The sequence below is a fragment of the Streptomyces sp. NRRL B-24085 genome (genome assembly GCF_001282115.1).
GTDB lineage: Bacteria > Actinomycetota > Actinomycetes > Streptomycetales > Streptomycetaceae > Streptomyces.
The window spans coordinates 1-13,681 of sequence record NZ_LJBR01000022.1 but is presented as its reverse complement, the minus strand read 5'-3'; the positions used below and the strand labels follow the sequence as shown (position 1 = coordinate 13,681).

Sequence of the window (13,681 nt, the reverse complement as noted above, 5' to 3'; positions counted from 1 at the left end):
ACCCCTCACTAAGGACATGGACCCCCATGGAACTGCGCATCCTCGCACCGACCGGTGCACTCGGCGCCGGCTTCGACGCCGCCGCCTTCCGACGCGGCGTCGAGGCCCGCCCGCACGTCATCGCGTGTGACGCCGGATCGACCGACTCGGGTCCGGCCGCGCTCGGCTCGGGACACCCCAAACTCTCCGACCAGGCCGTCGCCCGCGACCTGCGCCTGTTGCTCAAGGCCCGCGACGAGCTGGGCGTGCCACTGATCATCGGGTCCTGCGGCACCAGCGGCCGTGACACGGGAGTCGACCGCGTGGCCGCCCTCGTGCGCGACATCGCGGCGGCGGAGGACTTGCACTTCAAACTGGCGCTGATCTACTCCGACCAGCCGGGCGAGCGGCTCCAGCAGCTCTACGACGCCGGACGGCTCCGCCCGCTGCCGCACGCCCCCGAGATCGACCGGGAGCTGTTCACCCGCAGTCACACCGTGGCCATGATGGGTGTCGAGCCCATCCAGGAGGCCCTGGCAGCCGGCTGCGACGTCGTCCTGGCCGGACGCGCCAGCGACACCGCGCTCTTCGCCGCGCTCCCCCGCATGCTCGGCGCCGATCCCGGTCTGACCTGGCACATGGCCAAGACCATCGAATGCGGCGCGGCCTGCGCCATACCCCCCTCCGCCAACGGCCTGCTCGTACACCTGCGGGACGACCACTTCGACGTCACCACGCTCGCCGAAGGCAGCCGCCTCACCCCGCGCTCCGTGGCCGCCCACACGCTGTACGAGAACGCCGACCCGTATCACGTCGCGGAACCCTCGGGCGTCCTCGACACCAGCGAAGCCACCTACGAGGCGGTCGACGAACGCACCGTCCGGGCGCGCGGAGCACGCTTCGTCCCCGCGGACGGCTACACCAACAAGCTCGAAGGAGCCCAACTCGTCGGCTACCAGACCGTCATCGTCGGAGGAGTGCGCGACCAGGTGGTCATCCGGCGCCTGCCCGACCTGCTCCCCTTCGCCCAGAAGTACTTCGCGGACAAGATCCTCGACGTGTTCGGCGGCACCGTGGACCCCGACGACGTCGACATCGACTTCCGCCTCTACGGCGACGGGGCGGTACTGGCCGCCGCGGAACCGGAACCGCTGCATCCCCGCGAACTCGGTGTCCTCATCACGGTGACGGCGCCCGACCAGGCAACCGCCCACGCGGTCGCCACCTTCGTCGCGCATGCCAGCAGCCACCTGCCCATCCCGGAATACGACGGGCTGGTCTCTACTCTCGCCTACCCGTACTCCCCGCCCGAGACGGACCGGGGCCCCCTCTACCGGTTCACCCTCAACCACGTCGTCACCGGCGTCAGTCCCACGGAATTGTTCCGCACCACCACCGAGGAGCTGTGACCCATGACCACTCTGCTCGACTACTGCTCCCTCGTGCGTTCCAAGAACGCCGGCCCCTTCACCCTCACCTTCGACTTCATGTGCCACGACCAGGCCGCCTATGACGCCCTCGTCGCCGGCGGCTTCCTCAACAGGCAACTCTTCGCCGACCTCTACGGCGCCGACCCCGCCGACATCCTGCTCGTCAACCACCCGCTGGCTCTCGCCGTGAAGGTCTCCCTCCCCCGCCCGACGGTCCAGGGCGACCTGCGCGACAGCGACTGCTACGCGGGCCAGCAGTACGCCCCGTTGATGGACCTCGCCGTGAGCGACGCGGACAAGGAGCAGCACGCATGACCGCCGAACGCCCCCTGGCTCCCTGGGACCTGCCCGCCGGACACCCCGGGATCACTTTCCTCACCGGCCCCACGGCTTTCTTCGCCCTCACCGACGACCCCCGCTTCTCCTACTGCCTCTACGTCCCCACCGGGCACGCCCCCGACGGCCCGCCCGTCCCGCTGGTGGTCACCGTCCACGGAACGCGGCGCCGCGCCGAGACACTCCGCGACGCCTTCGCCGACTTCGCCGAACGCCACAACTGCGTCGTCCTCGTCCCGCTCTTCCCCGCCGGGATCACCGGCCCGAACGACGTGGACAGCTACAAGCTCCTGTCCCCTGCCGGATTCCGCCCCGACGAGGTCCTCCTCGCCATGGTCGACGAGGTCGCGGCCCGCTGGCATGTGCGCACCGACCGCTTCCACCTCCACGGCTTCTCCGGCGGCGGCCAGTTCGCCCATCGCTTCGCCTACCTCCACCCGGACCGGCTGGCGAGCCTGTCGGTGGGCGCGCCCGGGCGCGTCACCCTCCTCGACCCCAGCACGACGTGGTGGCACGGCACGGCCGACATGAAGGAGCAGTTCGGGACGGACGCCGATCCGGCAGCCCTGCGCGGCCTTCCCGTGCAACTCGTCGTCGGCGAGGACGACACCGACTCGGCCGAACTCGCCCCGGACGACGGGCCTTTGTCCGCGGCCACGGGGACCGACCGGGTCGAACGCATCAACGCGCTGCGCGCCAACTGGCGCGATCACGGCATCGACGCCCGTCTCGACATCGTGCCCGGCACCGACCACAACCACTTCGCGGTCCTCCCCGTGGTCCAGCGGTTCCTCGAAACGCAGGTCCACAGGTCGCGCGACTGATGGCAGCGCCCGCAGATCGGACCCGCGATGTCCTCGACAGCACCGCCGACGGACCGGTGCGGTGAACGCGACACATTTGTACAGCCAAGGTTGTACAGCCTGGGCTGTCTATTTACTCTGAGGGCATGATGCCAGCGGACGAAGACGTCTTGACCGAGGCCGCCGTTCAGGCGGCCGGCGACATCTGGGTGGTGGTGGGCCGACTCCGCCGCAAACTGCGCGCCCTGGAAGCGGCCGAGGAACCGTCGGGCCGAGACCGGAGCACCGAGAAGGAACCGTCCCCGCCGCAGAGTTCCGTCCTGCGCCGTCTCGCCAGGAACGGCCCCGCCTCCGCCAGTGATCTCGCCGCCGCCGAAGGCGTCCGGCCCCAGTCGATGGCCAAGACGGTCATCGCCCTTGAAGAGGCCGGGCTCGTGTCGCGCAGCCCGGACCCCGGGGACGGACGCCGGCAACTGGTCGCACTCACCACCCGGGGGCACGAACGGCGCAAGGGCGAGCGCCTCGCCCGTCAGGAGTGGCTCGCCCGGGCGCTGCAAGAGCACGGCACCGAGGAGGAGGTCCGGGCGGTCATCACCGCCATGGCGCTGCTCGACAGGGTGGCGCAGGCGTGACGCGTACAGCCGCACGCCGACAACGCCGGGCGGAGAGGGGCGGCTTCGACCGTCGCCTGATCGCACCAATGGTCCTGGGTTCGGTCCTCAACCCGGTCAACTCCTCCATGCTCGCGGTCGCGTTGGTGCCCATCGGCCGCGCCTTCGGCGTGCCGCCCTCCCAGACGGCATGGCTCGTCTCCGGCCTCTACCTCGCGACCGCCGTCGGCCAGCCGGTGATCGGCCGGCTCGTCGACGTCTTCGGTCCGCGTCGGCTCTACCTGCTGGGCACCGCGCTGGCCGGTCTGGCCGGACTGCTCGGCACTCTCGCTCCGAACCTGTGGGTACTGGTCGCCTCCCGCGTCCTCCTCGGATTCGGCACCTCGGCGGCCTTCCCCGCGTCCATGTCGCTGCTGCGCTCCGAGTCCGAGCGCACCGGCCGGAGGAACCCGAGTGGCGTCCTCGCCGCGCTGTCGGTCTCCAACCAGGTCATCGCGGTCGTCGGTCCGGCCCTCGGTGGCCTGCTGATCGGCGCGGGTGGCTGGCATCTCATCTTCGGCATCAACGTGCCGCTGTCCCTCATATGCGTCGTCCTGGGTGCACTGTGGTTGCCGCGCTCCACACCCTCGGGCGCGACGACACGTGTGGATGTGCCGGGCATGCTGTGGTTCGCCGGTTCACTGACCGCGTTGATGCTCTTCCTGATGGCCCCAGTGGTCGCGCAGTGGTATCTGCCGGTGCTCGGCCTGACCGCGGGCGCCGTGTTCGTCCGCCGCGAACTCGCCGTCGCCCAGCCGTTCATAGACCTTCGAGTCCTCGGCGGGAACGCACCGCTGCTCGCCACGTTCACCCGGCAGTGCCTCGCGTACACCACGTCGTACGCCTTCTTCTACGGGTACAGCCAGTGGCTCCAGGCGGGCCGAGGACTCAGCGCGCCGCAGGCCGGGCTGCTTCTGCTGCCCCTGTCGGCGACGGCCATCGGTGTCACCGCGCTCACCGGGCGCCGTGGCCGGGTGCGGGGCAAACTCGTCGTCGGAGCACTCCTGCAATGCCTCGGCTGTGCGGCGCTGTTGCTCCTGCGCGACGACAGTCCGGTGTGGGTGCTCGTCGCGCTCAGCGCGGTCGTCGGCGTCCCGCACGGGCTGATCGGGCTGGCCAACCAGAATGCCCTGTACGCCCAGGCCGACCCGGCCCGCATGGGCTCGTCCGCGGGGCTGCTGCGCACGTTCATGTATGTCGGCGCCCTGTTCTCGGCGGCGGCGAGCGCCGTGTTCTTCCGGGACGGCGCCACCAGTGCCGGCCTGCACGCCATGGCCTGGCCACTCATCGGGGTGGCCGCCGTGTTCCTGGTTCTGTGCACGGCCGACCGGTCGTTGGGCCGCGTCGGCTCCACACCCTCCGACCAGGCAACTCCCCGGTTGACGAAGTGAGTTAACGTCGATAACTTATCGTCCCTGACTCAGATGGGAGCCGCCCGTGCCCACACTCGCAGCGGAAGACGTCTATGCGCTCGCGCCGTACGCCAAGACCCTCGGAGTCGTGTTCGACGAGATGACGGCAGAGGGCGTTCGCGCCTCGCTGGCGCACGATCTGTCGCTCTCCACGGTGGGCGGTGGCCTCCATGGGGGCGCGTTGATGGGACTCGCCGATGTGAGCGGTGCCGTGTGCGCCGCCCTGAACGGTCCGGCGGGCGCCGCACCGGCCACCGTGGAGTCGACCACGCACTTCCTTCGGCCGGCCCGCACAGACGTCATCGCCACAGCCCGGCCCCTGCGGGTGGGCCGCAACACCGTCATCGAGGTCGACGTGCGCGACGCCGAAGGCGAACTGTGCGCCCGGGTGACGCAGGTGGTCACCTCCGTCAGAACGAAGACACCCTGATGTCGTTCCTCCCCGAAGGCCTCTTCCTGTGACCGGTTCCCGTGTTCGTGCCGCCAAGGGCCAGGGCGGCCTGCTGCGCGAGCAGTTGCTCGACATCGCCGGCCAACTGCTCGAGGCCGGTGGCGTCGACGCCCTGACGATCCGCTCGGTGGCGACGAGCGCGCGCGTCACCCCGCCGGCCGTCTACCTCCACTTCGCATCGAAGCGGGAACTCGTCCACGCCACGTGCCTGCGGGTGTGGAGTTCCCTGTTCGTCGAGCTGGAAGCCGTGTCCCGGGAGGTTCAGGACCCGGTGACGGCGCTCCACGAGACCTGCGTCGCCTACATCACGTTCGGGCTTCGCCATCCCTCCCAGTACCGGCTGGTGATGGACGGCGAGGCCACCGAGGCCAGCCGCCAGAACGCGGACGCGTGTTTCCGTTACTTCCGGGACAAGGTCGCGGCCTGCGTCGACGCCGGAGTACCGGTGGAGAGTCCCACCGAGACCGCCAGACTGCTGTGCTCCGCCGTGCACGGCGCGGTCGGTCTCCTGATCCACCAGGAGCGTGACGTGTGGCCCCCGGACACCGCCCGCTATGCCACCCGGGCGGCGTCCTCCGCCGTGCACGGCGCCCTCCTCACCGCATCTCACGCGTCTCCGCCCTCGCTGTCCGACTTCGCGGCCTCGCGGGTGTGAGCGGACACGAGCCGTAGCGCGGTCCGACTCGTTGCACCCCACTTGTCGTCAGCGCCGCGTCCGCACCAGCAGGTACAGGAAGTACGGCGTACCGATGAGCGCTGTCATCAGGCCGGCGCCGAGCTGGGCCGGCGCGATGACAGTGCGGCCGAGGAGGTCGGCCGTGCACACGAGGGTCGCGCCGAGGAGGGTCGCCGTCGGCAGGACGCGGGCGTGGCGGCGGCCGACGAGGGCGCGGGCCGCGTGGGGGGCGATCAGACCGACGAAGGAGATGGTGCCCGCCGCGGCCACCGCGGTGGCGCTGAGCAGTACGGCGGTGGCGAGGAAGCCGAGGCGGGCCGGGCCCGGGCGCAGGCCCAGGAGCGCGGGCGTGGTGTCGTCGAGGGAGACCAGGTCCAGTTCGGTGCGACGGACCGCGGCCACGGCGACGCCCAGCACGAGGGCGCCGGCGACGGGCAGGCCGTCGGGCAGGGTACGGCCGTAGGTCGAACCGGACAGCCAGGTCAGGGCCTTGGTGGCGTTGAAGGGGTCCGTCAGTACGATCAGCAGGCTGATGAGGGCGCTGGTGGCGGCGGACACCCCTACGCCGACGAGGACCAGCCGGTAGTGCCCGAACCCGCCGCGCGCGGCCAGGCCGAAGACGACCGAGGCGGTGACCGCGGCTCCCGCGAACGCCGCGCAGGCCACGGCCCAGGAGCCGGGCGAGGACGCGGTGGTGACGAGCAGGACGGCGCCGAGCGCCGCGCCCCCGGAGACGCCGAGGATGCCCGGTTCGGCGAGCGGGTTGCGGGTGACGGCCTGGACCAGGGTGCCGGACAGGGCGAGGGCGGCACCGGCGAGCAGCGCCGCCAGGACCCGTGGCACACGGGTGTCCAGCACGAACGAGACGGACGGGACGGCCGTACCGCGTGCCCAGTTGACGACGTCCCCCAGCAGCAGCTTGGTGTCGCCGAGGAGCACTCCCGCGACCGTCACGGCGAGGAGGGCGGCGAGCAGGGCCGCGAGAGTGGCCAGATAGGCGGCCCGGCCCACGATCCGCAACTGTTCCGGCGCGCTCGCGGTGGCCGTGTCGCGGACCCGTCGGGCCATGCCGACGAGGAAGAGCGCGCCCAGGAGGCTGGTGACGACGCCGGTGGGCACGGCGACCGCTGCGTCGGCGGAGACCGTCGCGCGCAGCAGCACGTCCGCACCGAGCACCAGGGCGGCGCCGAGCAGTCCGGCCACGGGCAGCCCCAGCCGGACACGGACCAGTGGGCGGACACGTCGCGCGAGCGGTCGTAGGAGGGCGGGGGCGCACAGGCCGACGAATCCGACCGGGCCGGCGAGGGTGACGGCCGCGGCGGAGAGCAGAGCGGCGAGGGCCACGACCGTGATCCGGGTGGCCCGGACGGGGACGCCGAGACCGTGCGCCGCCTGGTCGCCGAGGGCCAGGGCGTCGACCCGCCGGGCCACCAGCAGCAGGCCGAGCAGGGCGAGCGCGGCGACGGGGGTCATCTGGACGACGCCGTCGAAGCCGTTCTGGCTGATGCTGCCCTGGCTCCACTGGTAGAGGCCGTCGGTCTCCTGCGGGAACAGCAGCAGGAGGCCCTCGGTGAGCGAGGTCAGTCCGAGGGTGAGGGCGCTGCCCGCGAGGACGAGGCGGACGGTGCCCGCGCCCAGACCGGACAGGGACAGGACCACGGCCGCGGCGGCCAGGCCGCCGGCGAACGCCACACCGGAGGACGCGAGCAGCGGCAGGGACACGCCGGTGACGGAGAGCAGCCCCAGCGCCAGGTACGAACCGGCGTTCACGGCCAGGGTGTCGGGCGCGGCGAGCGCGTTGCGGCTGACGGCCTGCAGGGCCGCACCGGCCATCCCGAGCGCGGCGCCCACCAGGAGGCCGGCGGCCGCCCTCGGGAGCCGTGAGGCGATCACGACCGAGGCGTCGCCGGGCTCGGCGCGCCCGGTGAGCGCCTTGAACACCTCGGAGGTGCCGACGGCCGCCGTGCCCTGGGTGATGTCGAGGATCGCGAGCACGGCGACCAGGGCGACGAGCGCGGCCGTCACCGCGCTCGCGCCGGTCCTGGCCGCGGTGGTCGGTGAGCCGGCGGGGGCGGCGGGTGCGGTGACGGTCATGGCGCTACTTCGTGAGGGCGGCGACCAGGGCGTCCACGTACGCCTCCATGGAGGTGGGGCCGCCGAACATCCAGATGCCGTCGGGCAGTCGGTGCACGTCACCCTTCTTCACGAAGGGCAGGCCCTTCCACACGGCGTTCTTGGCGAGGTCGGTCGTGAACGGGTCGCTCTCGCTGTCGTTGCCGATGTAGGCGAAGGTCACGTCGCCGAGTCCGCTGAGGCCCTCGACGTCGGTGGTGGCGAGCCCGTACTTCGCGTCGCCCTTGACGGTCCAGGCGTTCTTCAGGCCGACCGCCTCGTTGACGTCGCCGATCAACGAGCCGCTGGTGTACGGCCGTATCGAGACCTGGTTGGAGGCGACGTAGGCGTCGGCGAAGGCGATCCCGTGTCCGGCGAGACGGGCGTCGGCGAGGGCCTTCCTCCCCTCGGTGATCTTGGCGTCGAAGCCCTGCTTCACCTTCGTGGCCTTGTCGGTGGTGCCGGTGGCCTCGGCGATGAGGTCGAGGTTCTGCTTCATCCGGCCGATCTGGTCGGAGGCGTCGGCGGACTGGATCTCCAGGACGGGGGCGATCTTCCGCAGCTGTGTGACGACGGCGGGCGTCAGGTCGGTGGTGGCGACGATGAGGTCCGGGGAGAGCGAGGCGATGGTGTCCGTGCTGGGCTCGCCGCGGGTGCCGATGTCCTTGGGCGTGCCGGTCAGCGGGGCGGAGGCGTCCCAGGCGGTGTAGCCCTTGACGTCGGCGACGCCCACGGGGGCGACACCGAGCGATACGAGGTGCTCGACGACGTCCCACTCGGTGGCCACGACCTTCTCGGCGGGCCCGTCGAGCGTCACCTTGGCGCCCGTGGCGTCGGTGAGGGTGATGCTCCGGGTGCTGGGCTCGGTGTCCGTCGCGGCGGGTTCGGTCGTTCCGCAGCCGGCCAGGGCGAGGGCGGCGCACGCCGCGGCGAGGGCGATCAGGGGGCGTCTCATGAGGTGGCACTGAGCCTTTCGGTGCGGGCGTGGTGGCGGCCGACCGCGCGGGTGCGCAGCCGGCCCGTCAGGGGGTCGGTGTCCACGTCGACGCGGATGCCGTAGACGTCGCTGAGGCGGTCGGCGGTCAGGACCTCGGCGGGTGTGCCGTCGGCGACGATCCGTCCGGCGTGCAGCAGGGCGACGCGGTCGGCGACTGCGGCCGCCTGGTCGAGGTCGTGCAGGACGACGCCGACGGCGATGCCGTGGTCGTCGGCGAGGTCGCGGATCAGGTCGAGGAGTTCGACCTGGTAGCGCAGGTCGAGGTAGGTGGTGGGTTCGTCGAGGAGGAGGACGCCGGTGTCCTGGGCGAGGCAGCTCGCGAGCCACACGCGCTGGAGCTGGCCGCCCGAGAGGTGTTCGGCTCCCCGGTCGGCGAGATCCTCGACGTCGGTCAGGGCCAGCGCGTGCCGCACGGCCGCCGGGCCGTCGGGGTCCGCACGGCCCCAGCGGCCGCGGTAGGGGTAGCGGCCGAACTCCACGATGTCCCGCACGGTCAGCCCGCTGGGCGTGGGCCTGCCCTGGGTCAGCAGTGCCACGCGGCGCGCGAACTCCCGTGCGCTGAGGGCGAGTCCGTCGGCCGGGCCGTCGGCATCGGTGTTCAGGGTGAGCGTGCCGGTGCGGGCGCGCTGGAGGCGCGCGAGTGTGCGCAACAGGGTGGACTTGCCGCTGCCGTTGGGGCCGACGAGTGCGGTCACGTCGCCTGGGCGGAGCGTGACGGCCGCGTCGTGGACGACGTCCGTCCCGTCGTAGGCCACGGTCATGCCCCGCGCGCTCAGCTCGGTTGTCTCTTCACCAGAACTCACAAACGAAGGTTAGCCTAACCTTATTAAGGATGTCCCTGGTGGGGTGCTTGCCGTCAGATGTCGTGCCTTCAGGGCGCGGACAGTATGAACACAATCGCGCGACTCGTAGTGCGGCGACGCCCGCGTTCCTAACATCGCACCGCTCGGCGCGACGGTGCGCCACTGATGTTCGGGAGCACTGCTGTGAATCGCTCAGGTCGGACCCGCCTCCTCCCCCGTCTCCTCCGGTCCCGCGCACGACGCTCCGTGACGCTGACCGCGAGCATCGCAGGTCTCGTCGCCGGAACCCTCAGCGGCATCGGCCCGGCGCACGCGGCCACCCAACCGGCTCCCGCGCCGGTCTCCTGCCCGGCGGACCTGGCACAGAAGGCCACCTGCTACACCGGCCAGGACACCAACGGTGCCTTCTACGCGATCGCTGTTCCCAAGCGGTGGAACGGTTCGCTCGTCGTGCACGCCCACGGCGGTCCCGACCTCGGCGACAGTTCCGACCCCGAGCGGAGCCTCGGCGATCTGGAACGCTGGTCGGTGATGGTGGATCAGGGATACGCCTGGGCCGGCTCGTCCTACCGTCGCGGGGGCTACGGAACCCGCATGGCTGCGGCCGACACGGAGAACGTGCGCAGACTCTTCGTGCGCGAGTTCGGCCGTCCCGGCCGCACCTATGTGCACGGCCAGTCCTGGGGCGGGAACGTCGCCGCCAAGGTGGTGGAGGTGTACGGCCGACACGGCTCCTACGACGGTGCCCTGCTCACGAACGGGGTGCTGGGCGGCGGCTCACGCGGGTACGACTACCGCGTCGACCTCCGCGTGGTCTACCAGTACTACTGCCAGAACCTGCCCCGTCCCACCGAGCCGCAGTACCCGCTGTGGCAGGGACTGCGGCCCACCTCCACCCTGACCACCGCGGGCCTGCGGGCCCGCCTGCAGGAGTGCACGGGCTACGCGTCGGCGCCCCAGGAACGCACCGCTCTTCAGCAGCGCAACCTCGACGACATCCTCGCGGTCACACGTATCCCGGAGCGGACCCTCGAATCACACCTGCGGTTCTCCGTGTTCACCTTCCGCGACATCGTGCACAACCGGCTCGGCGACCGGAACCCCTTCAGCAACGCGGGCGTCCGGTACTCCGGTTCACATGACGACAAGGCCCTGAACGCAGGTGTCGAACGCTTCTCCGCGGACCCCGCAGCCCAGCGTGACCTGTCCTACGACAGCGACCTCACCGGCCGGGTCTCCATCCCCGTACTCACCCTGCACGCCACCGACGATCCCACCGCCTTCATCGAGCACGAGGCCGCCTACCGGGCCACCCTGGAAGGCGCCCACCGGGCGAAGAACCTCGTCCAGACCTTCACCACGGAACACGAGCACAGCGAACTGAGCAACGCCGAGTACGCCAACTCCATCGCCGCGCTGGCCACTTGGGTACGCACGGGCAAGAAGCCCACACCCCGGTCCGTCGCGGCCTCCTGCGCCCTCTACGACCGCGCCTACGGCACGGGATGCCTCTACGACCCGGACTTCCGCCCCCTCCCGTACGCCTCCCGCGTCGCGCCCCGGCCGGGAGGACTGACGTGGCCGGCCATGACAACCCAGCAGGAGAGGGCCTGGAGCCGGATCGACGGAGTCGGGATCGCGCCGTAGCGGCGCGGGCTCCGCAACCGGTGACGGAACGGCACGGCCAAGAGCCTTTTGCGCCGTGCCGTTCCGTCACGGCATGCCCAGGCGCTCCCGGTAGGACGGAAGCGGGCCGGCCTTCGTCAGGACGGCGGCGCAGGCCGTGTGGGTGGTGCAGGCCGGGCCCGGGTCGCGGGGAGGGAGCAGGGTGTTGTCGGCGAAGGTGAGGCGGTGGGGGTTGCCGCACCCCTCCTCCGGGTTCTCCTCGTCGGCCGGGGGCCACGCGCCGGGGTAGTCCCGTCGCGCGACCCACGCCGGTACGGTGTCGTCCCAGAAGTTGCCGCGGTAGCGCACGTTCTGGACGGGGCGGTTGCCCCATTCCTCGCTGCAACCGCCGATGGAGGCGACGTAGTCGTAGACCGTGTTGCCGTCCACGGTGGCCCAGTTGGTGCTGTCGTCCGTGTAGATGCCGACGTTCCAGTCGCCGTGCTTGCTGTCGGTGACCGCGTTGCCCCTGATGAGGGCCCCGTCGTCGAAGGAGGTGCCCTGTTCGCCGCGCAGGTAGATGCCGCCGCCGTCCTCCAGGAGCTGGTTGGTCGCGAGGACGCGGTTGTCCAGGATGCGGTTGCGGCGCATGATGCCGCGCAGGTCGTCGCCGGGCCCGGAGAGGATGCCGGTGTAGGGCACGTCATCGACCTGGTTGTGCGCGATGGTGGTCTGCTGGGTGGCGGTGTCCCAGATGCCGGAGGCCGCGTGGTACTCCGCGCCGATGTGGTGGATCCAGTTGTTGGTGATCCGGTTTCCGCGGTTGGTTCCCTTCTCGTCGGGCGGGACCACCCCCATCAGGATGCCGCCGTCGGAGACATCGGTGATGACGTTGCCGTCGACGACGTTGTGCGAGCTGTTCCGGGACAACTCCAGCGCCTGGGCGCCCAGGTGGGTGAACCGGTTGCCCTCCAGGGTGATCCGCTCGGCGGTGCGGAACGCCACCGTGCCCGGCACCGTGAGCAGCTTCGCGTCCTCCCCCTTGCCGGGCCGCAGGTACATGCTCCATGCGGAGGGAAACCCGGCGGGCCGACTGGGCGCCAGCCAGGTGGCGTACGCGAAGGTGAGGCCGCGCAGGCCGATGTCGTGGAGGGGACGGCCCGGTCGGCCGGTGCCGGTGAGCAGGGTCTCCAGGACCGGGGCGACCACCTTGGCGCGGCGCATGTCCTCCCCGGGTCGCGGGAGGTAGAGCAAGGTGTGGTGTCCGGGCCGGGAGCGGTCGAGGTACCAGCTGCCGGGCTTGCGTACGAAACTTGGAGAGTTCTCCACACTGTTCGGCGCTTCCAGCAACTCCGTGCCCCCGTACAGCGTCCGGGCCAGGTTCCAGCACGGCTGGTCCATGGTGACGGAGGTCCGGCGGCCGCTCGCGGAGACGCCCGCCACTCCGCAGCGGCCTTCGAGGTAGCCGGACCGGTAGACGAACTCGATGTCGCCGGGACGCTGCCAGGTCCGGGGGGCAGTGCTGGTGGTGACGTAACCGGTCCTGGTCGCCTTCAGAGTGCCCGCAAAGCCCGAGCCCTCGCGGCTGAGGCGCGCGGCACGCCGGCCCTCGACGTAGAGCTGGCGGGTCTCGAGCCGGCCCACGTCCGCGCGCCACAAGCCCTTGTGCCGTCGGTCCGGCCGCCAGTCGGAGATCCGGCGGCCCCCGCTGACGGTCACCTGTTCCTGCCGGGGTGTCCCGTACCCGTACGCCTGGTAGATCACCCGGTGTCCGCCCCGGCCGGAGTCCCCCGCGGCCTCCGACAGACGCAGCGGCGCCTTGAGGTGGTACGTGCCCGCGCGCAGGTTCACCACCAGGTCCGACGTCATGCGCGGCACTCGGGCGCGTACGGCCTGTTGCGCACGTGCCGGTGTGACGAAGGGGCGCTCCAGGGTGCCGGGCCAGGAGTCCTTGCCCCAGGGGGCCACGTACAACTGTGTGGGGGCCGCCGCCGTGGGAGGTGAGGCCGCCGCCGGTGAAGTCAGCGCCGCCACCGTGAGTCCGATCGCCACCGTCGCCCGCGCCGCCGTGCCCCGCCCGGTCCGGGTAGGGAAGATCGCCATGGTGCCTCCTTGCTGGAAGAGGTTCCACCCTGGGACAGCCCGGCGGTGCGCGCAGTCGTCCTGAGGTAGCGGCGTCGTCGACCAAAGTCGCGGGCGGCGGACCCCTTGGTCGTGCGGACCGATCCGGCTGTCGCCGCTTCTCCCGCTTCGCCTACAACTTCTCAACTCAGCACAGCCTCGGCGGACTTCTCCGGTCACACCCCTTGACGGCTTTGGTGTAGACCTTTAGGTTCACCAGCCAACAGACCTTTCACGCATGCATCCCCTTCACACATATGTGAACCCGCGCGTTCACCTCTCACCGCCCCCACACAGGCGGCGTCC

At 71.3% G+C, this 13,681-nt stretch carries 12 protein-coding genes; 8 read left to right on the top strand and 4 right to left on the bottom strand.

The window, feature by feature from the left end; translation table 11 throughout:
- Positions 1 to 26: 26 nt before the first annotated feature.
- From AOJ26_RS02610 to AOJ26_RS02580, 7 genes are all read left to right on the top strand, one after another.
- Complete coding sequence (locus AOJ26_RS02610; RefSeq protein WP_053846503.1) at positions 27 to 1,388, top strand: acyclic terpene utilization AtuA family protein; 1,362 nt, start codon at positions 27 to 29, stop codon at positions 1,386 to 1,388.
- A gap of 3 nt (positions 1,389 to 1,391) precedes the next feature.
- The gene (locus AOJ26_RS02605) at positions 1,392 to 1,724 is read left to right on the top strand and encodes a DUF4387 domain-containing protein (RefSeq protein WP_053846502.1); all 333 of its coding nucleotides are present in this window, start codon (positions 1,392 to 1,394) and stop codon (positions 1,722 to 1,724) included.
- Positions 1,721 to 2,569 (top strand): PHB depolymerase family esterase, encoded by an 849-nt coding sequence (locus AOJ26_RS02600; RefSeq protein ID WP_053846501.1) that lies wholly within the window; start codon positions 1,721 to 1,723, stop codon positions 2,567 to 2,569. Before AOJ26_RS02605 ends, AOJ26_RS02600 begins: the two co-directional genes overlap by 4 nt.
- Before the next feature lie 125 nt (positions 2,570 to 2,694).
- Positions 2,695 to 3,180 (top strand): MarR family winged helix-turn-helix transcriptional regulator, encoded by a 486-nt coding sequence (locus AOJ26_RS02595; RefSeq protein WP_306300070.1) that lies wholly within the window; start codon positions 2,695 to 2,697, stop codon positions 3,178 to 3,180.
- Between the two features lie 68 nt (positions 3,181 to 3,248).
- Positions 3,249 to 4,589 carry an MFS transporter gene (locus AOJ26_RS02590; RefSeq protein WP_078959718.1) on the top strand — a complete coding sequence of 447 codons (1,341 nt, stop codon included), beginning with the start codon at positions 3,249 to 3,251 and terminating at the stop codon, positions 4,587 to 4,589.
- Between the two features lie 46 nt (positions 4,590 to 4,635).
- Positions 4,636 to 5,040 (top strand): PaaI family thioesterase, encoded by a 405-nt coding sequence (locus tag AOJ26_RS02585; protein WP_053846499.1) that lies wholly within the window; start codon positions 4,636 to 4,638, stop codon positions 5,038 to 5,040.
- Between the two features lie 28 nt (positions 5,041 to 5,068).
- Entirely contained in the window at positions 5,069 to 5,716 is a 648-nt protein-coding gene (locus AOJ26_RS02580) for a TetR/AcrR family transcriptional regulator (RefSeq protein ID WP_053846498.1), read from the top strand.
- A 48-nt stretch (positions 5,717 to 5,764) separates the two neighbouring features.
- Here AOJ26_RS02580 and AOJ26_RS02575 read toward each other — a convergent pair whose 3' ends face one another.
- Genes AOJ26_RS02575 through AOJ26_RS02565 form a run of 3 tightly spaced genes read right to left on the bottom strand, consistent with a single transcriptional unit; the run spans position 5,765 to position 9,607 of the window.
- Positions 5,765 to 7,831, bottom strand: a complete 2,067-nt coding sequence (locus tag AOJ26_RS02575) for an iron ABC transporter permease (protein ID WP_053846497.1) — start codon at positions 7,829 to 7,831, stop codon at positions 5,765 to 5,767.
- 4 nt (positions 7,832 to 7,835) lie between these two features.
- Positions 7,836 to 8,804, bottom strand: a complete 969-nt coding sequence (locus AOJ26_RS02570) for an iron-siderophore ABC transporter substrate-binding protein (protein WP_053846496.1) — start codon at positions 8,802 to 8,804, stop codon at positions 7,836 to 7,838.
- Complete coding sequence (locus AOJ26_RS02565) at positions 8,801 to 9,607, bottom strand: ABC transporter ATP-binding protein (protein WP_078959717.1); 807 nt, start codon at positions 9,605 to 9,607, stop codon at positions 8,801 to 8,803. The genes AOJ26_RS02570 and AOJ26_RS02565 overlap by 4 nt, the downstream gene beginning before the upstream one ends.
- 207 nt (positions 9,608 to 9,814) lie before the next feature.
- Between AOJ26_RS02565 and AOJ26_RS02560 the strand changes: the two genes are divergently transcribed.
- Positions 9,815 to 11,296: a hypothetical protein gene (locus AOJ26_RS02560; RefSeq protein WP_373413169.1), complete on the top strand. Its 1,482-nt coding sequence runs from the start codon at positions 9,815 to 9,817 to the stop codon at positions 11,294 to 11,296.
- Between the two features lie 66 nt (positions 11,297 to 11,362).
- Here the strand turns inward: AOJ26_RS02560 and AOJ26_RS02555 are convergent, their stop codons facing one another.
- Positions 11,363 to 13,357, bottom strand: coding sequence for a right-handed parallel beta-helix repeat-containing protein (locus AOJ26_RS02555; protein ID WP_078959715.1), 1,995 nt, complete (start codon positions 13,355 to 13,357; stop codon positions 11,363 to 11,365).
- Positions 13,358 to 13,681: the final 324 nt, after the last annotated feature.